Origin of the sequence: Streptomyces sp. NPDC050439 (assembly GCF_040655335.1) — a bacterium.
In the GTDB taxonomy this organism is placed as follows: domain Bacteria; phylum Actinomycetota; class Actinomycetes; order Streptomycetales; family Streptomycetaceae; genus Streptomyces.
Genome location: NZ_JBFAJT010000002.1, coordinates 1 through 24,934 on the forward strand (window position 1 = coordinate 1; position 24,934 = coordinate 24,934).

Below are 24,934 nucleotides of genomic sequence, written 5' to 3' on the forward strand. Positions count from 1 at the left end.
TACTACGGCGACGAGATCGGCATGGGCGACAACATCTGGCTCGGCGACCGCGACGCCGTCCGCACGCCCATGCAGTGGACGCCCGACCGCAACGCCGGCTTCTCCTCCTGCGACCCCGGACGCCTCTACCTCCCCGCGATCATGGACCCGGTCTACGGCTACCAGGTCACCAACGTCGAAGCATCCATGTCATCCCCCTCCTCACTCCTGCACTGGACCCGCAGGATGATCGAGATCCGCAAACAGAACCCCGCCTTCGGACTCGGCTCCTACATCGAGCTCGCCTCCTCCAACGCCGCCGTCCTCGCCTTCCTGCGTGAGTACAAGGACGACCTGGTCCTGTGCGTGCACAACTTCTCCCGCTTCGCGCAGCCCACCGAGCTCGACCTGCGGGCCTACGACGGCCGCCACCCCGTCGAGCTCATGGGCGGCGTCCGCTTCCCCGCCATCGGCGAACTTCCCTATCTCCTGACCCTCGCCGGGCACGGCTCCTACTGGTTCCGACTCTGCGAAAGAGCGCCTAGGACCGTGCGTTCCACAAAGTGATCGGACGTGACGTCATGTCTTCGCCCCTGCTGCTGTCGTACGGCACCAAGCCTCATCCGCTCGCCGGCCCCACGCTGACGACCCTGCTGAGTCGCTGGCTGCCACGGCAAAGATGGTTCGCCCACCGGGAGCGTGCCGTCACCGGCGTCTCCGTGACGGCCGCGACGGAGCTGACCCCCGACGTCTTTCACCTGCTGGTGCGGGTCGAACAGACCGGACTCCCGCAGGAAACCGCCTGCTACCAACTGCTGCTCGGCGCCGTCACCGACCTGCCGCCCCGCCTGAAAGGCTGCCTCCTGGGCCGGATGGAGGGCTCCCAGGGCCAGGATCTGTGGGTCTACGACGCGCTCTACGACCCGCGCGCCACGATCCTGCTCCTCGACCGGATCCGGCGCGGCGGCGTCATGGGGGACCTGCGCTTCGAGTCGTTCCCCCGCTCGGCGGTCCCGGCGGGCCTCATGCCGCGTGTCCTGGACGTCGAGCAGTCCAACACGTCCATCGTGTACGGCGACGAGATCATCCTGAAGCTGTTCCGCCGCATCCAGCCCGGCATCAACCCCGACCTGGAGATCCCGGGGGTGCTGGCCCGGCACGGATACACCCGGGTCCCGGAGCCTGTCGCCTGGTTCCACACCTCCCAGCCCTTCTGGGGCACCCTGGGCGTCGTGCAGCGCTTTCTGCCCGGAGCGACGGACGGCTGGACCCTGGCCATGCAATCGGCCGTCGCCCACGGCGACTTCTCCGAACAGGCCCACGAACTGGGCTGCCTGACAGGCGAGTTGCACGTGGCGCTGGCCGAGTCGTTCCCGGTGGCCGAGCCCACCGCGGACCATCACACGCGGCTGGCCGACCAGATGACCCACCGGCTCCTGCAGGCGGCGGCCAGTGTGCCTGCCCTGCGCTCGCACGTGTCCGGCCTGCGGGAGGTCTTCATCAGGCTCGCCGCGACGGACGGCGGTCTGCACCTGCAGCGCATCCACGGCGACCTCCATCTGGGGCAGGTGCTGCAGGCCGACAACCGGTGGCATGTCGTCGACTTCGAGGGCGAGCCCGCCAAACCCCTGGCGGAACGGCGCGCCGACCGCTCCCCGATCCACGACATCGCCGGCATGCTGCGCTCCTTCGACTACGCCGCCCACGTCGAGAAGGCGGCACGCCCGGAATGGGCCGCACGCTGCCGCACCGCGTTCTGCGACGGATACGGCGCGACGGGCCTCTTCGATCCGCAGGACATCCCGGTCTTGCTGCACGCACACGAGGCGGACCGGGCCGTCTACGAGGTTCTCTACGAGGCCACGCACCGCCCCGACTGGATCACCGTCCCCCTCCGGGCCGTCGCCCGGCTCGCCCGTCACCACTGATCGCCCCCCCACCACTGATCGCCCGCCACGGTTCTTCCGTCGGGTTCGAGGAGCAGTACATATGTCCGTCACCGAGGTGTCCCCAGCCGCCACCGCCGCAGCAGCCGTCCGCGGGGCAAGCGCGCTGCCCCCACTGGCCGCCGAGGACCGGGCCCGGCTGTTGCGCGGCGCACATCACGACCCGCACGCGGTCCTGGGTGCGCATCCCGTGCCCCATGGCGTACACCTGCGCTGCCTGCGGCCCGGCGCGCAGGCTGTCTGTGCGGTCCTTGACGGCGTGGTCTGGGAGCTGCACGACGAAGGGGACGGCCTGTTCTCGGGCGGCATCCCGATGCAGCCGGCCGTCCCCCACACGCTGCGGGTGCGCTACCCCGAAGCCGTCGTGGAGGCGGTGGACCCGTACGGGTTCCTTCCCACCCTGGGCGAACTGGACCTGCATCTCATTTCCGAGGGCCGCCACGAGGAGCTCTGGACGGCACTCGGCGCACACGTGAGCGAGCACCAGGGAGTGCGGGGCACGCGCTTCGCCGTGTGGGCCCCGAACGCGGTCGGGGTGCGCGTCTGCGGCGACTTCAACCACTGGGACGGAACCGCGCTGCCCATGCGGTCCCTCGGGTCATCGGGCATCTGGGAGCTCTTCGTGCCCGGCCTGGGTGAAGGGGCGATGTACAAGTTCGAGATCACCCGGGCGGACGGCTCCCGGACGCAGCGCGCCGACCCGATGGCGCGCGCCACGCAGACCCCTCCGGCGACGGCCTCCGTGGTCACGAGCAGCCACCACGTGTGGGGCGACGCCCACTGGATGGAGCACCGGGCCGACCGTCCGGTCCACGCGGCTCCCCTGTCCGTGTACGAGGTCCACCTCGGCTCGTGGAAGCCCGGCGCCACCTACCGCGAGCTGGCGGTGGAACTCACCGACTATGTACGGATGTTGGGCTTCACCCACGTCGAGCTGATGCCGGTGGCCGAGCACCCCTTCGGGGGCTCGTGGGGCTACCAGGTCACCGGCTTCTACGCCCCCACGGCCCGCCTCGGCACGCCCGACGACTTCAAGTACCTCGTCGACACGCTGCACCAGGCGGGCATCGGCGTCCTCCTTGACTGGGTCCCCGGCCACTTCCCCCGCGACGAGTGGGCGCTGGCCGCGTTCGACGGCCTACCCCTCTACGAGCCGCAGGACCCGCGGCAGGCCGAGCACCCCGACTGGGGCACCCTGGTCTTCGACTACGGCCGCAAGGAAGTACGCAACTTCCTCGTCGCCAACGCCACTTACTGGTGCCAGGAGTTCCATATCGACGGCCTGCGCGTCGACGCCGTCGCCTCCATGCTCTACCTGGACTACTCCCGCGAGGAGGGCGGCTGGTCACCCAACGCCCACGGCGGACGCGAGAACCTGGACGCCGTGGCCTTCCTCCAGGAGATGAACGCCACCGTCTACCGCCGCTGCCCGGGCGTCGTCACCATCGCCGAGGAATCGACCGCGTGGGACGGGGTCACCCGGCCCACGGACCACCCCTCGGCGGCCGGACTGGGGGGCCTGGGCTTCGGACTCAAGTGGAACATGGGCTGGTCCCATGACTCCCTGGCCTACATCGCCCATGAACCCGTGCACCGCAAGTACCACCACGACGAGATGACGTTCTCGATGGTGTACGCCTACAGCGAGAACTACGTCCTGCCGCTCTCACACGACGAGGTCGTGCACGGCAAGCAGGCACTGGTGTCGAAGATGCCCGGCGACTGGTGGCAGCAGCGCGCCAACCACCGCGCCTACCTGGCCTATATGTGGGCGCATCCCGGCAAGCAACTCCTGTTCATGGGGCAGGAGTTCGCACAAGGCGCCGAGTGGTCGGAGGCCGAGGGCCCCCAGTGGTGGGTCCTGGAGGAGAACAACCCCGCCCACCTGGAACACCGCGCGATCCAGCACCTCGTGGCCGACCTGAACCAGCACTACCTCACGGCACCGTCCCTGTGGGAGCAGGACACCTCACCGTCCGGCTTCCGCTGGATCACCGCCGACGCCGCCGAGGACAATGTCCTCGCCTTCCTGCGCCACGCCTCCGACGGCAGCCCGCTGCTTGCCGTCTTCAACTTCTCGCCGGTGGTGCGCCACGACTACCGGCTCGGTGTACCCCCCGAGGCGGGCGAGGCCTGGGAGGAGATCCTCAACACCGACGCCTCACGCTACGGCGGCAGCGGCATCGAGAACGCCCCGCTTCCGCAGGAACCCGAAGCGGGCCACGGCTTCGCCGCGTCCATCAGCCTGACGCTCCCACCCCTGACGGCCCTCTGGCTGCGACCGGTCGCGGCTAGCCCTGCGGGTCCTGCCCCTGCGGGTCCTGCTCCTGCGGATCCTCGCTCAGGAACTCCGTGACCAGCTCGGGCGGGTTCGCGGCACGGGTCAGGGCGAACATCGCGTCGCGGTCGAACATGTCGTAGAGGATCACGGGCACGGGCCGTCCGAGGACGGCGACGAGCCGGCCGTCGGCGTGCAGGCCGCGCGCGAGGTCGACGCAGAGCTCGTGGAACTGTTCGGCGAGCGCCTCGCCGCGCTCGTCCTCCTCCTGCTCGGTGAGGCCGTCGTCGCCTTCGCCGTCATCCTCGTCGTCGTCCTCGTCCTCGTACCAGAGGTCCTGGGCCACCGACTCGGCCCGGTGCAGCTCGGCGCCGACGGGATCATGTGCGGAATCGTGGCCGATGACGCGGATGCCGTCCAGCCCCGAGGGCCCGAAGTAGGCGTAGTGCCAGCGACTCTCCCACGGCTCCGTCCCGCCCCCCTGCACGAACTCCCGGGCCACGTCGGTCTCGGTGTTGTAGCCGATCGCCAGGTACGGGAACCTCGGGTCCTGGTCGACGCTGTCGATCCGGAACGTGACCGCGTAGATCTCGCCGGTCAGCTCCTGCGGAAACTCCGCCAGGACGCGGTCCGCCATCTCCGTCATGTGCTGCCGGAAGGTCGTCAACAGCTCTTCTCCTCACTGGGAACTCGCACCGATCACCCTAGTTCAGCGGGTGTTTCGGCCGAAGTCCCGGCCGGTGGTTCAGTCGATGACCGCGGTGGCCTCGACCTCCACCAGGTGAGCGGGGACGTCCAGGGCCGCCACGCCGATCAAGGTGCCCGGCGGCACCGGCGTGATCCCCAACTTCGCGGCGGCCCTGGCCGCACCCTCAAGGAAGAGGGGCATCTTGTCGGGGGTCCAGTCGACGACGTACACGGTCAGCTTCGCCACGTCGTCGAAGGAGGCACCGACTCCGGCGAGGGCGGTGGCGACGTTCAGATAGCACTGCTCGACCTGGGCGGCGAGGTCGTCCTCGCCGACCGTGACTCCCTCGGCGTCCCAGGCGACCTGCCCGGCGAGGAACACCAGCTTCGACCCCGTCGCGACGGACACCTGATGGTAGGCGTCGATCTTCGGCAACCCGTCGGGATTCACCAGAGTGATGGCCATGATGTGCTCGCTCCTCGTCTTAAGAACATGGGGAATTGGTGCCACCGGGGCAAGGCATCCTCGCTCTCCGGTGGTTACTTGAGAACCCTAGGAGAGCGTGCGCTGACGTGGAAGAACGCACTTTCCGGTGACTGAGGAACCCTTTGGTGACCATGGAGTCCGCGCCGCCTGACTCACTGCGGTGGACCCGAGGCCGAGATCCGTACGCGGTCGCTCGCCTTGTCGGAGAGGAACGCCGCCAGCGCCTGGCCCTCCTCGGTGACCGCGGTGCGCTCGGCGCGTGAGAAGCGGCCCAGCGGGACGACCGTCACGGTGTCCGCCTCCACCGTCCAGGTGGCGGCGACCCGGCCGTCCACCAGGACGACGCGCGCTCCGGCGACGGACAGACCACGGTGGGCGTCGTCGATGATGCGGGTGCGGTCCTGGTAACCGAGGATCGCGTTGTCGAAGGCGGGCAAGAACCGCACGGGGGCAGGCGTTTCGGGGTCCGGGCGCGGTGCGTCGGGCAGGTCGAGCAGCTCCCGGCCCCGCTCGTCCCTGAAGGTGATCAGCTCCTCGCGCAGCGCGGCCACGGCTTTGGGCAGACCGGCAAGACCGCACCAGGCGCGCAGGTCGGCCGACGCGGCGGGTCCGAAGGCCGCCAGGTAGCGGCGCAGCAGCGCCTGGCCCACGGGGTCGGAGCCGTCCGGGGACAGCGGGGCGACCTCGCGCTCCAGCCAGGCCGACAGCGGGACGTTGCGTACTCCGGCCTTCGTCCGCCACAGCCCCCGCGGCGGCAACTGCACCATGGGTACGACGGCCATCAGCATCTCCCCCAGCGCCCGCGGCCCCGGCTGCGGCCAGCGCTCGGCGAGGGCACGCGCGAGCTGGGTCATGGAGCGCGGCTCCCCGTCGGCCATGACCGCCCGGCCCGCTGCCGCGAGCTCATCGAGGTCCACCCCTTCGAGCTCGCCCCGGTAGACGCCGAGCACCCGTTGACGCAGCATCGCCTCGTGGCGGGCGCGCCAGGCCAGGGCGTCGTCGGCGGTGACCAGGTGGACGGTGCGGCGCATGAGGTGGGTGCGCACCACGCGCCGCCGTACGAGGTGATCGGAGAGCTCCGCCGGGTCGAACGCCCGCAGCCGCGACCAGAGGCCGAAGAACGGCTCCTGCGGCTCCTGCGCCTGCAGACCGCCGAGGTGCGCGACCGCGTCGAGGACCGGTACGTCGGCCCGCTCCAGCAGCAGTTGCCGGGCGAGCGTCGCGCGGTTGAGCGCTCTGGTGTCGAGAACGGTCATCGGATGCCTCCTGCGGCGGGTTTGACGATCACGCTCAACTCGACGTCCGACCGTCGAGCGTCTCACGGAGGATGTCCGCGTGCCCGGCGTGCTGGGCGGTCTCGGCGATGACATGCATCAGCACCCTGCGCACGCTGCGTACGGCTCCCGGCTCGTGCCAGGGGGCTTCCGGCAGCGGGTGCGTCACCGAGAGGTCGGGCACGGAGGCGATGATCTCCTCGCTGCGGGCGGCGACTTCCTCGTAGCGCGCGACGATCCCGGCCAACGTTTCGCCGGGAAGCATCCGGAAGCCGTTCTGGTGGTCGATCGCCCACTGCGGGAACTCGCGGGCGGTACCGGCGGCGAGGTCCTCCCAGGTGACACCGTCGGGCAGGTCGTAGCGCATGGCCGACGGGCCGTCGAGGACGAAGCGCAGCCAGCCCTCCTCGATGGACGCGACATGCTTGACGAGCCCGCCGAGGCACAGCGCGCTGACGGTCGGCTGTCGGCCCGCTTGCTCGTCGCTGAGCTCACGCACCGTGTTGATCAGGGCGGATCGCGCGTGGGCGAGTCCGGCGAGCAGGTCGGTGCGCTCGGCGTCGAGAGTGGGGGTACTGGGGGTGGTGGTCACTGTGGTCGCGCCTTCCGGTCGGTGGTGCTCGTTGTCTGGCAAGCACGACCCTCGCAAGAGAAGCGGTCAGGTTGTGTCCGCTTCTCGGGGCACCATGGAGACATGCCGAAAACCTCGGGGCGACTGCTCGCGCTGCTCTCTCTGCTCCAGGCGCGGCGGGACTGGCCAGGGGCGCTGCTGGCGGAGCGTCTTGGCATCAGCCCGCGCACCGTACGCCGGGACGTCGACCGCCTGCGCGAGCTCGGCTACCCCGTCGCGGCCGTCAAGGGACCCGACGGGGGCTACCGCCTTGACGCGGGCGCGGACCTGCCGCCGCTGCTGTTCGACGACGAGCAGGCCGTGGCCCTCGCCGTTGCCCTCCAGATCGCCACCACTTCCGGCGCCGGCATCGAGGAGGCCGCGGCGCGTGCGCTGACCACGGTCCGCCAGGTCATGCCCGCCCGGCTGCGTCGCCGCATCGACACCCTCCAGGTGACCGCCGTCGAGCGGCCGTCCGTCCCGCCGAACCCCCCGGTGGCCGGCCACGTGCTCGTGGCGCTCAGCGCCGCCGTGCACGCCCGCGAGGTACTGCGTTTCGACTACGCCCCCGTGTCCCCGCCCGGAGCCACCGGAACCGACCGCACCGGGCCCCCTCCGCGCCGGGTGGAGCCCCACCACCTCGTCACCTGGGGCTCGCGCTGGTATCTCGTCGCCTGGGACCTCGACCGCGAGGACTGGCGCACCTTCCGCGCCGACCGGATCACCCCGCGCACTCCCACGGGCCCCCGCTTCACGCCGCGCGAGGTGCCCGGCGGCGAGGTGGCGGCCTTCGTCGCCGCCAGGTTCCAGGGCTTCGACGGCTCGGGGGACTGGCCCTGCCGCGGCGAGGTGATCCTGGACCTGCCCGCGGCCGAGGTGTCCCGCTACAGCCGTGAGGGAGTCGTCGAAGAACTCGGCCCCGACCGCTGCCGACTCGTCCTCGGCTCGTGGTCATGGGTCGCCTTGGCCGCCGCCATCGGCAGATACGACGCCGACATCGAGGTCATAGGCCCCATCGAACTCAAGGCCGCCTTCGCCCACTTGGCGCACCGCTACGGCAACGCGGCCTCCCCGACGCCCAGTTGCGAAGACCGCCCCGCGTCCGGCGGTCAGGCTCAGCCGACAGGGTGATCGCCGGTGGCGCGTCGATGAGTTCGCGCACGATGTCCATGTGGCCCGCGCGCCGGGCCGTCTCCTCGATCATGTGGATGAGCACCCAGCGCAACGAGGGGTTCGCACCGAAGGGCGTCGTGCCCAGGTCCTCGATGCCGACCTCGGCGATCGCCTCGTCGGCGGCGGCCCGCGCCCGGGCGTAGTACGTACGCCACGATGTCGGCCGTGGTCTCGTGCGGCTCCACCCGCAGATCCGCGCCCGACGGCGTCATGGGTCACCGCAACTCCGCGTCGTCGAGGCCGGCGAGCGCGAGGGCCCACGTCCCCGCGTCCCCCGCCGCCTACTTGTTCGGGTCGCGGAAGCGGCCGAACGCCTTCGTCAAGGCGCTCAGAGGTGAGCCGTCCGCCTTGTCGTGACCGGAAGCGGAAGGCCGGGGCACGCCGTCGCCGCCGGTCAGCTCGGCCAGCGCGGCCTGCGCCGCCTCGGCCGCCTGCTGGTACAGGTCGCGGGAGGTCGTCATGGCCTCGAGGGCCTCGGCATACCTGGTGACCATGCCCTGGGCGTGGGTCAGCTCCTCGTCCGGGGTGAGCAGGTGCCAGCCCTGGCGCAGCCGGGTCAGGGCCTGCTCGGCCTCGGCGCTCAGCGGTCGCGGAAGCGCCGCGAACTCCTTGATCCTGTCGAGGAGTTCGGTCGGTTCCGAGCCGTCCAGGAACACGCTGCGCACCGTGAAGCGCTCCGCGTCGTAGTCCGGGGTGGGCGGCGCCGTGGGCAGCACGACGGCGCCGCCGCGCGGCATCCGCACGCTCAGCTCCCGCTTCATCGCGAAGTCGGCGATCTGCGCCTGTTCCGGCGTGCCCCGGTGTTCGACCACCTGATGCCGCAGGCTCGGCGGCAGAAACACGGAGAGCGGGCGCTCTCCGATGGCGTCCGGCGTCATCGCCTCATGCACCACGAGATGGATGAACCAGCTCTGCCGGGTGCAGTCACGCAGCCGGTGGCGCAGTTCGTCGTCGTCCTTCGGCAGGTGGTTCGCCGTCCGCAGGCGCACGCCAGGCACCGTGTCGTGGTCCCAGGCGACCCGGTCGCTGTCGGGCCAGAACATGAGGGCGGGCGACGGCCAGTGCATGTCCCACACCGCCTCCGCCTCGGCGGCGAGGACCCAGGTGACGCCCTCGCCTTCCTTGCGGCGGCTTTCGGCGTCGTACAGGGTCAGCTGCGCGCGCACCGTGACGTCGTCGGCCACCTGCCAGCGGGCCTCGAAGAGGCGGCGGGCCGAGGGGCCGAGGTCGGCGGACTCGTCCCGCGGGTGCAGGACGGTGGAGCGGGCCGCGTCGACGGGGTCGAGGTCCAGGAAGTCGTCGAGCACCCCGGCCGCCTTGAGGGCGATCAGGTTGCGCCGGACATCCTGCTCGGGCTCGGGCCCGAGGTGGCGCCCGCGCCCCAGCCACGCGGTGTCGGGGACGGTGGTCGAGGAGCTGCTTTTCTTGGCCATAAAGTCGTTCTGTGAGTGATCGGGGCCCGACCAGTATGGACCTTGAACCTCAAAGGGGAAGCGGGACCCCGCCCGCGGCCGCGTCACGCCGGACGGACCGTACGTAAGGCGTCAAGCCGCTCCGATCCCGCCATCGCGGGTCAAACAGGGGCGGGAACAGCGGGGCCTCCGGGAACATCAGAACGGCGTCGCCCGGACCGATGAGTCTCAGTGCGGCACGCTGTCTGAAGGGGGAGAAAGACAGACGGTCCCCGATCACGAAAGTGGTGCGCGATGAGGTTGGTACTGCAGGAGTTCCTGTCGCTCGACGGCGTCTACCAGGGTCCGGGGGCGCCGGACGAGGACACCAGTGACGGGTTCACCAGGGGCGGCTGGTTCGTGCCGCATCTCGACGAGGAGTTCGAACGGCTGGCGGGTACGTGGCTCGGTCAGGCCGACGCGTTCCTCTTCGGCCGCCGTACGTATCTGAACTTCGCGCGGGACTGGCCGAAGATGACCGAGCACCCGTCGGCCGCCCTCTTGAACGGGCTGCCGAAGTACGTGGCCTCCCACAGCCTGACCTCGGCCGAGTGGGACCCGACCACGATCCTGTCCGGCGACATCCCCGCCCAGGTCGCCGAGCTGAAGCGGCAGCCCGGCCGCGAGCTGCAGATCCACGGCAGCGGGCGCCTCGGCCAGTCCCTGCTGGCCGCGGGCCTGGTCGATGAACTGCGCCTGGCCGTCGCGCCCGTGGTCGTGGGCACGGGCCGCCGCCTGCTGCCGGACGGCGGCGCGCCGGTCGGTCTGCGGCTCCTGAGCAACGAGACGACGCCGGGCGGACTGGCGATTCAGGTCTACGAGGCGACGGGACGACCGGAGTACGGGACGTACGGGGCCGACGCGTAGCCCTCCCGGCGCCGCTCGCTCGGGTCAGCCGGCTCGCTTGAGGCGTACGACGACGGGGGCGCCGAAGGGGTCGCCGGACTGGTTGACCTGGACGTGCCCGGCGCCGAGCCACTCGCCGGTGCCCGGCACCCGGTGGATCTCCTTCAGCCACAGTGACTGGCTGGACTCCTTGCGGGCTCCCGTCGACAGCGGCAGGCGGTGGCGCTTGATCTTCACGCACCGGCCGTCCTCGGTCATGTACCAGTTGCCGTCGAGGAACAGGCCCTTGTCGTCCTGACCCACCGGGGTCCGCAGCTCGCATCCGCCGGGTGCGGCCTCCTGTTCGGTCCATTTCGAGCCGTCCCAGCGCAGCCGGATGTACTGCTCCGCGGGTTCGTTCTCGACCTCGCCGTGGTTGAAGGAGTTGATGCCGTACGCGCGCACCTCACCGCTGTCCAGCGCGAAGACTTGGCTGAGGCCGGCGCCGGGCTCCGGCGGGAGCGGCTCCTCGAAGCGGAACTCCGGAGTCTCCACCGCCTTCCAGGAGGTGCCGTCCCAGTGCATCGACGCGGGCTGGCTGTACCCCTCGCCGGAACTCCCCAGCTGGGTGCCTGGCCCCGTCGAGCGGCTGCCGACCGCCCAGACGTCGTCGGGTCCCACCACGGCGAGGTCGGACGCCTCGTACGGCAGCTGGGTCGCGACCCAGCGGGTGCCGTCCCAGTGCTGGGCGGTCCGCTCGCCTGAGAGGGCCCAGATGTCGTCCGGGCCCGAGGCGTCGAGCTCCCCCGGGTTGCCCGGCGGGGGGCCGGCCATCGCTGACCAGCGACTGCCGTCCCACTTGGCCCAGCGGCTCACGGCGGAGGCATCCTCCGAGGCCTGCGGCCGCAGCCAGAGCTCTTTTTCCGCTGCCTCTTCGAGCAGCGGCGGGTAGACGCTGTCGCCGAGGGCTTCGGGGAGGGGTTCGCGCTTCCACTTCGAGCCGTCGTAATGCAACAGGTGGGCGTTGGCCCGGCCGTTGTTCTCGCTCCCGACGGCCCAGATGTCGTCCTCGTCCAGGACAGCGACATCGGAGAGCTCGCCACTGAAGTCCGCGATGTGCTCGAACTCCCAGGTGAGGGAGCCCTTGGGCCGGTCGTCCTTCCCGGCGGTGCCGGCACCCCGGGACTCACCGGGCTCGGCCTCCGCCCCACACCCCACGGCCCCGAACACGACGCCCAGCACGACGCCGACCGCCATGCTCCTGCCCCTGATCCCCACCACGCCGCTAATGATCGCTCCCCCTAGTCCCACTTCAGCGAGCGGGCAGCGTATCTGGTCGGTCCCCGAGCACTGTCAGCCCGTCACCCAGTCGGTCAACCAGCCGCCGACACCCCACCAACACGCCTGCCCCACCCGACCCGCCCCATGGCGCGACACTAGTTGCCCGGCACGCGCGTGGCGTCCCGGCCTCAGGGCCGGGTCTCGCCTAGAAACAGGCCATGTGCCACTACTGCGGTTGTCGGGAGATTCCTTTGATCAAGGAGTTCATCGCCGAGCACGAGCGCGTCACCGATGCCGCGGGGGACGCGGTCCGTGCTCTGGAGCGGGGGGACACCGAGCGGGCGCGCGCACTCTTGGATGGAATGGCCCGCGAGCTGGAGACGCACTGGCGCGGTGAGGAGAACGGGCTGTTCGCGGTGATGCGCAAAGATCCCGAGTACGCGGACTACATCGCGAACCTTGAGCTCGAACACCGCGAGCTGGCAGCCCTGTTGCCCGCTCTCGACCTGTCCGATCCCGACGACGTACGCACTCTCGTCGAAGCCGTCGACGAGCTGCACCGGCACATCGCCAAGGAGGAGGACGGCCTGTTCCCGGCCTCGCTCACCGCACTGGACGGCGAGGAGTGGAACCTCTCCATGGCGGCCTGGCGTGCGGCGCACCCCGCCTGAGCCTCGCAGGAGGCGAGGCGGGTTGGTCCCTTCCCGTGGACCGGTGGCGCGTCCCCGCCGTCCTGCGGCCGTCGGGCCGGCGCCCCGGATAGCTTCCGCGGCCATGGACACCCTCATCTTCGGCGGCCTTCTGGCCACCCTGTACGCGCTTCACCGGCAGCGGTCACGAGCCATGATGCTCGGCGCCTGGTGGATCATGCTCGTGCTCACGATCGTCCTCCTCGCGCACCACATCACCAGCGGCCTCAAGCTGGGGCTGAGCTACTGATGAGCACGCTGACGACCCCGTTGCCGGGCACCGAGCGCTACCACGTGCTCGGCAGGGCCCAGTACTGGTTCGCCTGTTTCTTCGCCGTCGGCTGGACCGGCGTGGTCTGCGGCGGGCTCGGCGTGCAGTTCATCTCCTGGGACTACCCGTGTCCGCTGTGCATGGTGCAGCGCATGTTCATGCTCCTCGCCGCGCTGGGGGCGGCGTACATCGTGCGCCGGGGCATGACCGGCACGATCACGGGCCGCGACTACATGACGGGCTGGGGGCTGGCTCTGGTCGCCGTGATGTGCGGCGCCTTCACGTCCTGGCGCCAGACGATGCTGCACATCCTGCCGGGCGACAAGGGTTACGGCTCCCCCGTGCTCGGTCTGCACATGTACGTGTGGGCCTGGATCCTCTTCATGGCCTCGGTGGTGGCGATCGGCGTCGTGATGTCCTTCGCGCACACCACGGCCGCCACCACGGTGCCCGTCTCAGGGGTCCATGGGATGGCGGGCCGGGTCGTGCTCGGCTTCCTCGCGCTGGTGATCGCGGTGAATCTGGTCGCGGTCTTCCTCCTGGAGGGCTTCCACTGGTTCCTGCCGGACGACCCAAACCGCTACCGCTTCTTCTACGACGTGGGGCTCAAGAGCTGACGCAAGCGAAGGTGAACATGATCGCGGCGCCTCACTGAACCCCTCGGGGTTCCATTGAGGCGCCGCGTCCAGGCCCTGGGCCTAGAAGTCCATGTCGCCGCCCGGCTTGCCGCGCTCGGGGCGTCGGTGCTCCTCGACCCTCTCGACGTCGGTCTGCTCGTCCTGCCTGCGGGGCTGCTGCTTGCTGCGCTCCTGGTCGCGAGCGCGGCGCTTGTCCCGGAGCGTGGATGGGCGCCCATCAGTGCTGGTCAGGGCCTATGCACCGCCAGTGACCGCTCCCGCCTGGAACGTCTTTCGGTATACCTGCGGCGACACCCCGATCGCCGCGTGCAGATGCTGCCGCAACGATGTGCCGGTGGCGAAGCCCACCTCCGCGGCGATCCGGTCGACCGGCAGGTCACTGGACTCCAGCAGGTGCCGGGCCCGGTGCACCCGCTGCTGGATCAGCCACCGGCCGGGGCTCGTGCCCGTCTCCTCCTGGAAGCGGCGGGCGAAGGTGCGCGGGCTCAGCCGGGCGTGCGTGGCCAGCTCTCGCAGGGCCAGCGGCCGGTCGAGGTGCTCCAGGGCCCAGGCGCGGGTGGCGGCGGTACCGGTGGCGCCCTCGTCCGGGATCGGCTGCTCGATGTACTGGGCCTGGCCGCCCTCCCGCCACGGGGGTACGACACAGTGCCGGGCGACCCGGTTGGCGACCGCGCTGCCGTGATCGGAGCGCACCACGTGCAGGCACACGTCGACCCCGGAAGCGGCCCCCGCCGAGGTGAGAATGTCGCCGTCATCGACGAACAGAACGTCGGGGTCCAGGTCGACGCCGGGAAACATCTTCCGGAAATGGTCCGCGAGCGCCCAGTGCGTCGTCGCGGGCCGTCCGTCGAGGAGCCCGGCCGCGGCGAGCGTGAAGGCCCCCGTACAGATGGAGACGAAGCGCGTGCCCGGCCTGATCCGCGACAGCGCGTCGCGCACCGGCTCCGCCAGCTCGGCGGTGATGTGCCGCAGGGAGTACGGCGGCAGCACCACCGTGTCGGCGCTCGCCAGCGCCTCGGGGCCGTGCCCGACGGTGATGCTGAAGTCGGCGTCGGTGGCCACCGTTCGGTCGTCCGTCGCCGTGCAGGTCACCACTTCGTAAGCCCCGGGGACCAGCGGGAAGACCCTGTTCGGGATGCCGAGCTCGAAGGGGTAGACGCCGTCGAGGGCGAGCACGACCACGCGGTGCGGGCGACCAGGAAGAAAGTCCATCGAAGCCATGGCACGATTCTATCGCTTACTGGCAATCTTGCCATTGCCCAGGTCAGGCCCTTGCCGCAGGCTGGAGTCATGACCAACGACACCGTGACCATGAAGGCCATCAGCCAGGACGCCCTGGGCGAGCCCGACGTACTCAAGGAGATCGAGGTGGCCCGCCCCGAGCCCGGAGTCGGCCAGATCCTCGTCGCCGTGCACGCGGCGGGCGTGAACCCGACCGACTGGAAGCACCGCAGGTTCGGCGCGTTCCTCGGACAGCCGCCGTTCACACTCGGCTGGGACGTGTCGGGCGTCGTCGAGGCGGTCGGCATCGGCGTCTCGCTGTTCGAGCCGGGCGACGAGGTGTTCGGCATGCTGCCGTACCCGTACGGGGCCGGTTCGCACGCCGAGTACGTGACCGGCCCCACCCGCGCCTTCGTGCCCAGGCCCGCGGGCTTGAGCCACATCGAGGCGGGCGCCCTGCCGCTGGTCTCGCTGACCGCCTGGCAGGCCCTGGTCGACAACGCGCAGGTAGAGGCGGGCCAGCGGGTGCTGGTGCACGCGGCGGCCGGCGGCGTGGGCCACGCGGCGGTGCAGATCGCCAAGGCCCGCGGCGCCCACGTCATCGGCACGGCCTCGGCCGCCAAGCACGACTTCGTGCGCGGCCTGGGCGCGGACGAGGTCATCGACTACCGCACCGCCGACTTCGTCAAGGAGGCCCGCGACATCGACGTCGTCCTCGACCCGCTGGGCGGCGAGGACCGGCTGCGCTCCCTGGAGGTGCTGCGCCCGGGCGGCATCCTGGTGTCGATCCTGCCCGGCAACTTCGGTGAAGTGGCCGAGCGTGCCGCCGAGTTGGGCGTACGCGCCACGGACATGCTCGTGGAGCACGACCAGGCGGGCATGAAGGCCGTCGCCGCGCTCGCCGAGTCCGGGCAACTGCGGGTCCACGTGTCGCAGACGTACCCGCTCTCCGAGGCCGCCAAGGCACACGCGGAGGGCGAGACGGGTCGCGTCACGGGGAAGCTGGTGCTCACCGTCCGCCCGTAGGCACATCTGATCGCCACGGCACGAAGCCATCGGCATCGGGACGAAGGCGGGGTGGGCGGCACCGGATCGGTGCCGCCCACCCCGCCTTGCCGCCCTTGCCGTTCAGTCCTGCCGAACGGCCCGCCCGTAGAAGTCGGGCCGTTCGACCAGCTCCACCTCCACGCGGCCGCCCTCCCGCTGGGACACCACTCCCGCCTCGCACACCGCCGCGGCCGCATAGCCGTCCCAGGCACTCGGTCCGGTGACCTCACCCCTGCTGGTGGCGTCCACCCATGCCTGCACCTCACGGTCGTACGCGTCCTCGAAACGCTCGACGTAGTCCGGGGGCACGTGGCCTCCCCACCGGCCGTCCACGCTCACCCGGGGCCCTTGCTCCTCCCCGATCCGCACGGTTCCCCGCTCGCAGACCGCCTCGGCCTGGACCTGGTAGCCGTAGCCGCAGTGGCCGAAGATCTCGACGTCGACGAGCGCGCCCGCCGCGGTCTCGAACAGGACGAGCTGCGGGTCGTTCATGCCGGCCGGGGCGAGCGACGAAGGCGCCGCCTTGTGCACGGTGATCGCCACGATCTCCTGGTCGAGCAGCCAGCGGGTCGCGTCCACCTCATGGGCGACCGAACTGGTGATGAGCATGTCGTCGGTGAACCCGGGCGGCATGGCCAGGTTGCGGTGGCGTTGGTGCAGCATCAGCGCCCGGCCCAACTCGCCCCCGTCGAGCATCGCCTTGAGCTTCACGTACTCGGAGTCGTAGCGCCGCATGAAGCCCACCTGGATGCGCCGGTGCCCGAGCCGCTGCTCCGCCTCCAGGATCCGCAGGGAGGAGGCCGTGTCCGGAGTCATCGGCTTCTCGCACAACACCGGCAGGTCCTGCTTGAGCGCCTCGACCAGGGCCGCCTCGTGGGCAGGACCGGGAGAGGCGATGAGTACGGCGTCCACCTCCCCCGAGGCCATCGCGGCCACCGGATCCGTATAGGCCGTACAGCCGTCGATCGTGGCGGCCAGGGACTTCGCCCGTTCCGCCTCGATGTCGGCGACGGCCGCCACCCGTGCCCCGCTGATGACGTCGTGGAGCCGACGCACATGATCCGCGCCCATTTTCCCGGTGCCGATGACGGCCACACCGAGTCCTCGTTGAGATGGCATGACGGTGGTGTCTCCCCTCCTGGTGGCGGGCTCTCCCGCACTCGTCTCCGGCGAGAGAACCCTCCCTCGCGTCACACCGTCGACGCCAGACCCCGGTTCACCGCCCCGCCCCGACGGTCAGGGGTGCGGATGCCCCTGGTCGGGGTCGTCGTCGGGGGTCTGCCAGGTGGTGCCGCGCTGGGCTTCGCCGCTGGGGGGATCGACGTTGTGGGCGGGGGTGGTGGGCTCGGTGCGGCGGGCCGCGCGGCGCCGCCCGCTGATGAACATGGCGAGCAGACCGATGACCACGGCGACGCCGACGATGATGAAGATCAGCGAGCCGCCGCCCTCGACGGCCAGAACGGTATAGCTGTGAGTGCGCATATCACTCATGTACCCCATCTGGTGAGAAAACGCGCCCGCCAGTCGCCTGATGCGTGCCGACACCGCGCTCTCGGCCCGGGTTCCCCGTTCACCGTCATCCATGTGAGGGCATTGGCCCGGGTGCCTGGCGCGACGTGCGGGCCCTCTCTGGGGATGATGGAGCCGACAGGGATCACGGGCGCGGGCCGCCGATGCGGGTCGCCTCCCGGCCGCACAGGGTCGGGCGCCAGTAGCCCGAAGAGGGTGGGGCGCCCTTCGACCTCGGAACGGTACAAAAAGATGAGCAGCCAAAAGGCATCCGCAAGCCGCAACGTACCCAGCAGCTCGGTGTTCGGCGCACCCTGTTGGGTCAGCCTGACCACGCGGGATCTGGAGACCGCGCAGGCCTTCTACCACGCCGTGCTGGGGTGGGACTGGCGCGTCGGCAAGCTGGGCGACCAGTACAGGTTCGCGAGCGTGAACGGAGTCCCGGTGGCGGGAGTGTCCGCCGTCGAGGCCGTCGGGCAGGCGGCCGTGGCCTGGACCCCCTTCTTCGCCGCGTCCGACGCGAACGAGACCGTGGCCCGCAGCCAGGAGCGTGGCGGGACGACCGCGGTGGGGCCCATCTCGTTCCCTCCGGGCCGGGCGGCGCTGCTCGCCGACCGCGAAGGAGCCGTCTTCGGCATCTGGGAGGGCGAGCTGGTGTCCGACTGGGAGGCGTGGCGCCGCGCGGCCCCGGTCTTCGTGGAGCTCTACACCCGGGACGCCTTCGACGCGGCCATCTTCTACGCGGAGGTCCTCGGCTGGGCGTCCTCCTCATCGGGATGCTGCGAGGTCCACTACGAGGACGAACGGGTCGTGCTGCGCAGCCAGGGCGACACCGTGGCCCGCATCCACTCGGGCGCGGTGGAATCAGCGCCCGATCCGGAGATCCGGCCCCACTGGCAGATCCACTTCACGGTCGACGACGTGGACGCCTGCGTCCGGGCCGCGCGCGCCCACGGCGGCAGCGTGCTGCACGGCGCGCAAGGAGCCACGGAGGCTCTCCTGAGCGACCCCGACGGGGCGCACTTCGTGGTGAACTCCAAACCGGCACGGTGAACTCCCCCCTGGAACACCTGGCACGCCTTGGGGCGTTGGGGCCCTCTTCGAGCGCCATGTGATGCGCGCACTGCCCGCGGGAGAGGGTGAGCGGCATCATCACACGGTCACCGGCCGCCAGTTCGGTGACGCCCGGGGCGACTTCATCGACGATGCCCGTCTCCTCCAGTAGCGGTGGCGCTCGGCCCCGCGGGTCTCTTGCGAGGGTGTCGCTATGCCTGTGTGCGTCCTCGCAGCCGCTTGGCGGCTGCGCTCACGCCGCGCGCGCGGCGGGCGAGTCCGGCCCAGGGGTCCTTGTCGAGGCGGTCCCCGAGGTCGGCCACCGTCCAGCGGCGGGCGCTCAGCCCCGGTGTGTCCAGTTCGTCCCAGCCCAGCGGCACGGCGACGGGGGCGCCGGGCCTGGACCGGACGGCGAACGGGGCGACCACGGTCTGGGCGTAGCCGTTGCGCGCGACATCGAGGTACAGCCGACCCTTGCGCGCGTCCTTGCGGGGTTCGGCCGTCAGCTCCTTGTCATGCCGCGCGGCCAGGGTCTCGGCGGCGGCGCGGGAGAACGCGAGCACGTCGTCGGCGTCGTCGCGCCGGTTCAGCGGCACGACGACGTGCAGACCGCGTGAGCCGGTGGTCATCAGGCCCGACGGCAGGTCGAGCTCTTCGAGCAGCTCGCGCAGATGGTGGGCGGCCCTCCGCACGGGTTCGAAGTCGTCGCCGGGCGGGTCGAGGTCGAAGACCAGGCGGTCGGGGCACCGAGGCCGGTCGGCCCGGCTCAGCCAGCGATGGGGGGTGATGCAGGCCTGGCCCGCGAGATAGACGAGCGTCGCCGTGTCCTCACAGACGACATGCGTGACCTTGCCGCCCTCCTTGGCCACCGTGGCGCGCTGGATCCAGTCGGGGAAGTAGTCGGAGACCTCCTTCTGGTAGAAGCGGTCGCCGTCGATCCCGTCCGGCATCCGCTCCAGCATCAGGGGCCTGCCGCGCAGCTCGGGCAGCATGCGCGGTGCCACACGCCGATAGTGCTCGGCGAGGTCGGCCTTGGTGATGCCGTCCTGCGGGAAGAGCTCCTTCTCGGCTCGCTTGACCTCGACCTTGCGCCGTCCGACCTGCAGCTCAACTGTGGGGCTCACGTCACCGCCTCCTTCGCACCGATGCTTCCGCGGTCCTCTCGCTCCCCCGGCCGGGTCACGGCAGCGGCGTGCCTCCGGTGGCGTTCATGATCTCGGCGGTGATGAAGCTCGCCTGCTCCGATGCCAGGAACACATAGGCGGGTGCCATCTCGGCGGGCTGGGCGGGACGTCCGATGGGGGCCTGCTTGCCGAACTCCTTGGTGTCGGGCAACGTGGCCGGGATCAGCGGCGTCCACACGGGGCCAGGAGCGACGGCGTTGACGCGGATCCCGTCCTCGACCAGCATCTGCGCGAGGCCCTGGGTGAAGGTGACGATGGCGCCCTTGGTCATGGCGTAGTCGAGCAGGTGGGGGCTGGGCTTGTAGGCCTGCACCGACGTGGTGTTGATGATGGATCCGCCCGACGGGATGTGCGGCACGGCCATCTTGCACAGCCAGAACATGCCGTAGAGATTCGTGCGTACGACGCGATCGAACTGCTCCGTGGAGATCTCCGTGATGCCGTCGGGCTGGGACATCTGATAGGCCGCGTTGTTGACCAGCACGTCGATGCGCCCGAACTCCGCCACCGCGCGTTCCACGAGGCGGCGGCACTGCTCCTCCTCGCGGATGTCGCACGGCACGGCCAGACCGCGCCGCCCGGCCTTCTCGACGAGCCGCACCGTCTCCTGGGCGTCCTCCGCCTCCGAGGGCAGATAGGTGAACAGGACGTCGGCACCCTCGCGTGCGTAGGCCAGGGCCACGGCCCGGCCGATGCCGGAGTCGCCGCCGGTCACGACCGCTGCCCGGTTCCGCAGCAGTCCGCTCCCCTGGTAGGACTCCTCGCCGTGGTCCGGGGGCGGGTCCATCGGGCCGGTCCAGCCCGGCGGCTCCTGGTCCTGCGAGGCGAACTCGGGCTGCGGGTGCTTCGTCGTCGGGTCCTGCGGGGTGTCACCCATGGGTGCTCTTCCTTCCTCGGATCCACTCATCCCAGCTTGCTCCGCACCTCTCGGAGGCGCGAACGCCTGACACCGCTCACGGTGTACGACCTGCGCGAACGCAAGCCATCCGTGCATCGGGTGTCCCGCGGGCCGCGGTCCCACACATACAAGTGCGCACAGAACGCCGACCGGGGCCACAGGACCGACGACCGGGGAGCACTCGCCGTGCGGGTGGGAACGGGGGTGCATAACCTGGCCGGGGCCGAGCCAACCCATGCCCGAACGGATCAGCGACCCGACGGAAGGGGCCCGCCGTGAGCGAGAAGGACGGTCTGCGGACCTACCGCGGCAAGCGGCACTTCGACAGGACGAGCGAGCCGAGCGGCGAGCCCTCGGCGCGGGACGCGGCCGCGGCGGACCCGAAGACGGACGCGGCCGATGAGCCCACCTTCGTGGTGCAGATCCACGACGCGAGCACGATGCACTTCGACTTCCGCCTGGAGGTCGACGGCGTGCTGAAGTCCTGGTCGGTCCCCAAAGGGCCCTCCACCGACCCGCACGACAAGCGGCTCGCCATCCCCACCGAGGACCATCCCCTGGAGTACCGGGACTTCGAAGGGGTGATCCCCTCCGGCGAGTACGGCGGCGGCACCGTCATCGTCTGGGACCGCGGCACCTACCGGCCCACCAGCCACGACAAGCGCCACCGGCCGGTGCCCTTCGGCGAAGCCCTGGAAAAGGGCCACGCCACCTTCGATCTGCACGGCGAGAAGCTGCGCGGGCAGTACGCGCTCACCCGCTTCCACGGCCGCGAGGAGAAGAGCGGAGGCTCCGCGGCAAAACCGACCTGGCTGCTCGTGCGGACCGGGCACCGCTCGGGCGGCGGAACCCCCGACCCACGGCGGGCGCGGTCAGCACGCAGCGGCCGTACGCTGCGCCAGGTCGCCGAGGCACCGGACGCGCCCACCTGGCACTCCGACAGCGGTGAGCAGGTATGACCGGCCTGCTCGACGGCCTGCCGCCGGGCCTTGACGGCCGCGTCCGCGAGGCAAGGCCCGGCGTCGAACTGGCCGCTTCCCCGATGCTGGCGACCCTCACCGACCTGCGGAACTTTCCGGACGGCTGGATCTTCGAGCGGAAGCTGGACGGCATCCGGGCACTCGCGGTGCGCGAGAACGGCAAGGTGACACTCCGGTCCCGGTCCGGGCGACGGCTCGACGCCACGTACCCGGAGATCATCGAGGCCCTCGCGGGACAGGACACCGAGGACTTCACGCTCGACGGCGAGATCGTCGCCTACTCCCACGGCAGGACCGACTTCGGACGGCTGCAGCAGCGCATGGGACTCACCCGGCCCGCCGACGTCGCGGCGAGCAAGGTCGCGGTCACCTACTACGTCTTCGACCTGCTGCGCCTGGACGGCAGGGACGTACGGCGGCTGCCGCTGCGCACCCGTAAGTCCTTGCTGCGACGCTCGATCACGTTCACGGCCCCGCTGCGTTTCAGCACGCATCGCAACGAAGGCGGGCCCGAACTTTTGGCCGACGCGTGCCGCCGCGGCTGGGAGGGCCTCATCGCCAAACGGGCCGAAAGCACCTACCAGGCGCGCCGCTCGGGCGACTGGCTCAAGCTGAAGTGCTCCCGGGGCCAGGAATTCGTGGTGGGCGGCTTCACCGAGCCCACGGGCAGCAGAGAAGGCATCGGCGCACTGCTCATCGGCTACCACGAAGGTAAACGGCTGCGCTACGCGGGCAAGGTCGGCACCGGTTTCGACCGGCGTACGCTCCTGTCCCTGCGCCGGCAACTCGACGAACTGCGGCTGCCGGGCTCGCCGTTCGTCGATCCGGTGGCGGAACGGACCGCGCACTGGGCACAGCCACGTCTGGTGGCTCAGGTCGCCTTCACCGAATGGACGCGCGACGGCATGCTGCGCCACCCCCGCTATCAGGGACTGCGGGACGACAAGAACCCGGCCGATGTCGTCAGGGAGCAGGCCTGATCTTGAGCATCGCGTTGAGCCGCGCGGCCTGACGCGTCAGATGGTCGCGCTCGGGCAAGTTGGGCGCCTTGCGGGCCGCCTCGGCGTACAGATCTGCCGCCGTCGCCAGGTCGCCGTCCCGCTCATGGAGGTACGCCGCCACCGCGGCGTGGCGGGGCAGTGTGTCGTCGAGGGGTGCGAGCGCCGCCAGGCCGGCGCGCGCTCCGTCGGCCTCGCCGACGGCCACCGCGCGGTTGAGCAGGACGACCGGGTTGTCGGTCAGGCTCGCCAGTTCGTCGTACCACTCGACGATCTGCACCCAGTCGGTCTCCTCGGCGGTGGGCGCGTCGGCGTGGAGTGCCGCGATGGCGGCCTGCGCCTGGAACTCGCCGAGGCGGTCGCGGGCGAGTGCCGCGTGCAGGATCCCGATGCCCTCGGCGATCGCCTCGGTGTCCCACCGGCCGCGGTCCTGCTCGGCGAGCGGCACCAGGCTGCCGTCGGGGGCGGTCCGGGCGTCGCGCCGGGCGTGGTGGATCAGCATGAGGGCGAGCAGGCCCGCCACCTCGCCGTGGTAGAGGTGGCGGGCGTCGATCGCGGCCGCGAGCTGCCGGGTGAGCCGGATGGCCTCGGCGACGAGGTCGACGTCACCGGAGTAGCCCTCGTTGAAGACCAGGTAGAGGACACGCAGCACGGTGGCGACGTCGCCGGCCTTGTCGAGCCGCACGTCGGAAACAGTCCGCTTGGCGCGGCTGATGCGTTGCGCCATGGTCGCCTCTGGCACCAGATAGGCCTGGGCGATCTGCCGGGTGGTGAGACCGCCGACGGCACGCAGGGTGAGCGCGACCGCCGAGGACGGTGTCAGCGACGGGTGGGCGCACAGGAAGTAGAGCTGCAGCGTGTCGTCCACGGAAGGGGCGGGTCCGGGAGCCGGTTCCTCGTCGACGCGGTCCTCACGTCTGCGGCGTGCGGTGTCCGCGCGCGTCGCGTCGAGGAACTTGCGCCAGGCCACGGTGACCAGCCAGCCCTTGGGGTCCCGGGGCTGATCGGCGGGCCAGACGCGGACCGCCTCGACCAAGGCGTCCTGCACGGCGTCCTCGGCCGCCGCGAAGTCGGCTCCGCGGCGGACGAGAATGCCGATCACGCTCGGCGTGAGGCTTCGGAGCCGGACCTCGTACCCTTCGTCCATGTCCGGGTTCACTCCGTGACGGTGTGCTGCGCGCCCAGGAACGGGCGGACCTCGAGCCACTCGTGGATCGGCTTGCCGCCCGCGCCGGGGGCCGCCGACAGTTCCCCGGCCAGTTCGAGGGCACGGTCGTGGCTGTCTACGTCGATCACCATCCAGCCGGCGATGAGGTCCTTGGTCTCGGCGAAGGGGCCGTCGGTGACCGGCGGCCGGCCCTCACCGTCATACCGGACGAAGCTTCCCTCGGGGGCGAGCGCCTGACTGTCGACGAACTCACCGCTCTCCTCGAGCCGCGCCGCGAAGTCGTTCATGTACTGCACGTGCGCCGAGATCTCCTCGGGCGTCCACTGCCCCATCGGAACGTCGTTGACCGCAGCCGGAGCGCCACGGTAGTGCTTGAGCAGCAGGTACTTGGCCATGATGTTCTCCTCGGTGCTGATGCGACCCATTGTGGTCACGTTCACCACGGGGACGGAGCCGGTCAGGAGTTCTCGACATCCTCGTGCGACTTTTTTCGGATACGAGGGCTGGTTCGCCCCGCGACCCCGCCCGGCCTGGAGGAACGGACTTGACGATCACCACCCGGACGGTGCCCTATGCCACCGGCGGCGGCAGCAAACTGCTCGACGTCTACTCCTCCGGACAGCAGGACGACCGGTGTGTGCTGCTGTGGCACGGGACGGGGCCCGATGAGCGGCACGTGATGGCGGTACTGGCCCGGGATAGCCGGGCTCGGGCCCACCGTGCTTGTCCCGGACTGGCGCTCGGACCAGCCCGACGGCGGACAGGAACATCTCGTCGACTCCTTGCGGTACGCCCACGAACACGCCCGCCAACCCGGCTTCGGCGCAAGCCGGTTGATCCTCGCGGGATGGTCGGCGGGCGCCGGCGCCGCGATGGGTGTCGCCCTCCAGCCGAAGGAGTTCGACGGGCCGCCGCCCGCCGCGGTGGTGGGCATCGCGGGCGGCTATCGGCGCCCGGCACGGACCACGGGCATCGTGCCCCTTCAGGCAGTGGACCGGGCGGTGGCACCGATACCGGTCCGGCTCGTGCACGGCACCGCCGATGAGGCCGTCCCCGTCGAATCCTCGCGCGAGCTGCACGAAGCGCTGCTCTCCCACGGCTGGGACTCCCGGTTGTCCGAGCCGGTCACCAACCACGCCGGGGTGCTCGGCTGCGTGTACGACCCCACCGCGGGGCACTGCGTGCCGGCGAACGAGCCCGCCGTGTCGGCCCTCGGGCGCCAGACGGCGCACGCGGTCGCGCATGCGGTGCCCTCGCCGGGGCGGGCGTGAGGCAGCTCGACTCGGC

At 70.8% G+C, this 24,934-nt stretch carries 27 protein-coding genes and 1 pseudogene; 13 read left to right on the plus strand and 15 right to left on the minus strand.

All coding sequences use genetic code 11. The annotated features are described in order from the left end of the window. From AB0I66_RS06970 to glgB, 3 genes are all read left to right on the plus strand, one after another. Positions 1 to 546, plus strand: a 546-nt coding sequence (locus tag AB0I66_RS06970) for an alpha-glucosidase C-terminal domain-containing protein (RefSeq protein WP_363206721.1), incomplete at its 5' end; no start/stop codon positions are given. Between the two features lie 14 nt (positions 547 to 560). After that, the gene (locus tag AB0I66_RS06975; protein ID WP_363206722.1) at positions 561 to 1,907 is read left to right on the plus strand and encodes a maltokinase; all 1,347 of its coding nucleotides are present in this window, start codon (positions 561 to 563) and stop codon (positions 1,905 to 1,907) included. A gap of 61 nt (positions 1,908 to 1,968) precedes the next feature. Next, positions 1,969 to 4,281, plus strand: a complete 2,313-nt coding sequence (glgB, locus tag AB0I66_RS06980) for a 1,4-alpha-glucan branching protein GlgB (RefSeq protein ID WP_363206723.1) — start codon at positions 1,969 to 1,971, stop codon at positions 4,279 to 4,281. On the opposite strand, the gene AB0I66_RS06985 is transcribed toward glgB, so the two are convergent. The 4 genes from AB0I66_RS06985 to AB0I66_RS07000 form a co-directional block, all read right to left on the minus strand. Next, a complete protein-coding gene (locus tag AB0I66_RS06985) occupies positions 4,217 to 4,870 on the minus strand; it encodes a hypothetical protein (protein WP_363206724.1) in 654 nt (217 codons plus the stop codon). The genes glgB and AB0I66_RS06985 overlap by 65 nt on opposite strands. Positions 4,871 to 4,948: 78 nt before the next feature. After that, on the minus strand, positions 4,949 to 5,356 hold the full coding sequence (locus tag AB0I66_RS06990) for a RidA family protein (RefSeq protein ID WP_363206725.1): 408 nt from the start codon (positions 5,354 to 5,356) through the stop codon (positions 4,949 to 4,951). A gap of 173 nt (positions 5,357 to 5,529) precedes the next feature. Continuing rightward, on the minus strand, positions 5,530 to 6,633 hold the full coding sequence (locus AB0I66_RS06995) for a winged helix DNA-binding domain-containing protein (RefSeq protein WP_363206726.1): 1,104 nt from the start codon (positions 6,631 to 6,633) through the stop codon (positions 5,530 to 5,532). 34 nt (positions 6,634 to 6,667) lie between these two features. Beyond that, positions 6,668 to 7,243 (minus strand): DinB family protein, encoded by a 576-nt coding sequence (locus AB0I66_RS07000; protein ID WP_363206727.1) that lies wholly within the window; start codon positions 7,241 to 7,243, stop codon positions 6,668 to 6,670. A 102-nt stretch (positions 7,244 to 7,345) separates the two neighbouring features. Here AB0I66_RS07000 and AB0I66_RS07005 point away from each other — a divergent pair, with 102 nt between their 5' ends. Further along, complete coding sequence (locus tag AB0I66_RS07005) at positions 7,346 to 8,392, plus strand: YafY family protein (RefSeq protein ID WP_363206728.1); 1,047 nt, start codon at positions 7,346 to 7,348, stop codon at positions 8,390 to 8,392. Here the strand turns inward: AB0I66_RS07005 and AB0I66_RS07010 are convergent. Further along, positions 8,283 to 8,627: a DUF664 domain-containing protein gene (locus AB0I66_RS07010; RefSeq protein WP_363207825.1), complete on the minus strand. Its 345-nt coding sequence runs from the start codon at positions 8,625 to 8,627 to the stop codon at positions 8,283 to 8,285. The genes AB0I66_RS07005 and AB0I66_RS07010 overlap by 110 nt on opposite strands. A gap of 88 nt (positions 8,628 to 8,715) precedes the next feature. Next, on the minus strand, positions 8,716 to 9,867 hold the full coding sequence (locus AB0I66_RS07015) for a hypothetical protein (protein WP_363206729.1): 1,152 nt from the start codon (positions 9,865 to 9,867) through the stop codon (positions 8,716 to 8,718). Between the two features lie 273 nt (positions 9,868 to 10,140). On the opposite strand from AB0I66_RS07015, the gene AB0I66_RS07020 reads away from it, so the two are divergent. Beyond that, on the plus strand, positions 10,141 to 10,752 hold the full coding sequence (locus tag AB0I66_RS07020) for a dihydrofolate reductase family protein (protein WP_363206730.1): 612 nt from the start codon (positions 10,141 to 10,143) through the stop codon (positions 10,750 to 10,752). A gap of 24 nt (positions 10,753 to 10,776) precedes the next feature. Here AB0I66_RS07020 and AB0I66_RS07025 read toward each other — a convergent pair whose 3' ends face one another. Further along, positions 10,777 to 11,967 (minus strand): hypothetical protein, encoded by a 1,191-nt coding sequence (locus tag AB0I66_RS07025; RefSeq protein ID WP_363206731.1) that lies wholly within the window; start codon positions 11,965 to 11,967, stop codon positions 10,777 to 10,779. 275 nt (positions 11,968 to 12,242) lie between these two features. On the opposite strand from AB0I66_RS07025, the gene AB0I66_RS07030 reads away from it, so the two are divergent. From AB0I66_RS07030 to AB0I66_RS07040, 3 genes are all read left to right on the plus strand, one after another. After that, complete coding sequence (locus AB0I66_RS07030) at positions 12,243 to 12,662, plus strand: hemerythrin domain-containing protein (RefSeq protein WP_363206732.1); 420 nt, start codon at positions 12,243 to 12,245, stop codon at positions 12,660 to 12,662. A gap of 103 nt (positions 12,663 to 12,765) precedes the next feature. Continuing rightward, complete coding sequence (locus tag AB0I66_RS07035) at positions 12,766 to 12,930, plus strand: DUF5993 family protein (protein ID WP_363206733.1); 165 nt, start codon at positions 12,766 to 12,768, stop codon at positions 12,928 to 12,930. Beyond that, positions 12,930 to 13,568 (plus strand): disulfide bond formation protein B, encoded by a 639-nt coding sequence (locus AB0I66_RS07040; RefSeq protein ID WP_363206734.1) that lies wholly within the window; start codon positions 12,930 to 12,932, stop codon positions 13,566 to 13,568. Before AB0I66_RS07035 ends, AB0I66_RS07040 begins: the two co-directional genes overlap by 1 nt. A 255-nt stretch (positions 13,569 to 13,823) precedes the next feature. On the opposite strand, the gene AB0I66_RS07045 is transcribed toward AB0I66_RS07040, so the two are convergent. Next, positions 13,824 to 14,801, minus strand: a complete 978-nt coding sequence (locus AB0I66_RS07045; protein WP_363207826.1) for a helix-turn-helix domain-containing protein — start codon at positions 14,799 to 14,801, stop codon at positions 13,824 to 13,826. Positions 14,802 to 14,879: 78 nt separating this feature from the next. Here AB0I66_RS07045 and AB0I66_RS07050 point away from each other — a divergent pair, with 78 nt between their 5' ends. Then, positions 14,880 to 15,836: an NADP-dependent oxidoreductase gene (locus tag AB0I66_RS07050; RefSeq protein ID WP_363206735.1), complete on the plus strand. Its 957-nt coding sequence runs from the start codon at positions 14,880 to 14,882 to the stop codon at positions 15,834 to 15,836. Between the two features lie 102 nt (positions 15,837 to 15,938). On the opposite strand, the gene AB0I66_RS07055 is transcribed toward AB0I66_RS07050, so the two are convergent. Next, positions 15,939 to 16,976, minus strand: coding sequence for a Gfo/Idh/MocA family oxidoreductase (locus AB0I66_RS07055; RefSeq protein ID WP_363206736.1), 1,038 nt, complete (start codon positions 16,974 to 16,976; stop codon positions 15,939 to 15,941). Between the two features lie 117 nt (positions 16,977 to 17,093). Then, positions 17,094 to 17,339, minus strand: a complete 246-nt coding sequence (locus AB0I66_RS07060; RefSeq protein ID WP_363206737.1) for a DUF6479 family protein — start codon at positions 17,337 to 17,339, stop codon at positions 17,094 to 17,096. Between the two features lie 279 nt (positions 17,340 to 17,618). On the opposite strand from AB0I66_RS07060, the gene AB0I66_RS07065 reads away from it, so the two are divergent. Then, positions 17,619 to 18,419, plus strand: a complete 801-nt coding sequence (locus tag AB0I66_RS07065; protein ID WP_363206738.1) for a VOC family protein — start codon at positions 17,619 to 17,621, stop codon at positions 18,417 to 18,419. 109 nt (positions 18,420 to 18,528) lie between these two features. On the opposite strand, the pseudogene AB0I66_RS07070 reads toward AB0I66_RS07065, so the two are convergent. From AB0I66_RS07070 to AB0I66_RS07080, 3 genes and pseudogenes are all read right to left on the minus strand, one after another. Further along, positions 18,529 to 18,588 (minus strand): annotated as a pseudogene (locus AB0I66_RS07070) (hypothetical protein); the annotation flags it as partial. 43 nt (positions 18,589 to 18,631) lie between these two features. After that, positions 18,632 to 19,543, minus strand: coding sequence for a non-homologous end-joining DNA ligase (gene ligD / locus AB0I66_RS07075; protein WP_363206739.1), 912 nt, complete (start codon positions 19,541 to 19,543; stop codon positions 18,632 to 18,634). A gap of 55 nt (positions 19,544 to 19,598) precedes the next feature. Further along, a complete protein-coding gene (locus tag AB0I66_RS07080; protein WP_363206740.1) occupies positions 19,599 to 20,480 on the minus strand; it encodes an SDR family oxidoreductase in 882 nt (293 codons plus the stop codon). A 296-nt stretch (positions 20,481 to 20,776) separates the two neighbouring features. On the opposite strand from AB0I66_RS07080, the gene AB0I66_RS07085 reads away from it, so the two are divergent. Both AB0I66_RS07085 and ligD (AB0I66_RS07090) read left to right on the plus strand, forming a co-directional pair. Continuing rightward, positions 20,777 to 21,460, plus strand: coding sequence for a DNA polymerase ligase N-terminal domain-containing protein (locus AB0I66_RS07085; RefSeq protein ID WP_363206741.1), 684 nt, complete (start codon positions 20,777 to 20,779; stop codon positions 21,458 to 21,460). Further along, positions 21,457 to 22,461, plus strand: coding sequence for a non-homologous end-joining DNA ligase (gene ligD / locus AB0I66_RS07090; protein WP_363206742.1), 1,005 nt, complete (start codon positions 21,457 to 21,459; stop codon positions 22,459 to 22,461). Before AB0I66_RS07085 ends, ligD (AB0I66_RS07090) begins: the two co-directional genes overlap by 4 nt. Here the strand turns inward: ligD (AB0I66_RS07090) and AB0I66_RS07095 are convergent. Both AB0I66_RS07095 and AB0I66_RS07100 read right to left on the minus strand, forming a co-directional pair. Beyond that, a complete protein-coding gene (locus tag AB0I66_RS07095) occupies positions 22,445 to 23,626 on the minus strand; it encodes a DUF6596 domain-containing protein (RefSeq protein WP_363206743.1) in 1,182 nt (393 codons plus the stop codon). The two genes, ligD (AB0I66_RS07090) and AB0I66_RS07095, sit on opposite strands and share 17 nt — an antisense overlap. Before the next feature lie 8 nt (positions 23,627 to 23,634). Then, entirely contained in the window at positions 23,635 to 24,042 is a 408-nt protein-coding gene (locus AB0I66_RS07100) for a YciI family protein (protein ID WP_363207827.1), read from the minus strand. A gap of 324 nt (positions 24,043 to 24,366) precedes the next feature. On the opposite strand from AB0I66_RS07100, the gene AB0I66_RS07105 reads away from it, so the two are divergent. Next, positions 24,367 to 24,918 (plus strand): alpha/beta hydrolase, encoded by a 552-nt coding sequence (locus AB0I66_RS07105; RefSeq protein WP_363206744.1) that lies wholly within the window; start codon positions 24,367 to 24,369, stop codon positions 24,916 to 24,918. Positions 24,919 to 24,934 lie beyond the last annotated feature (16 nt).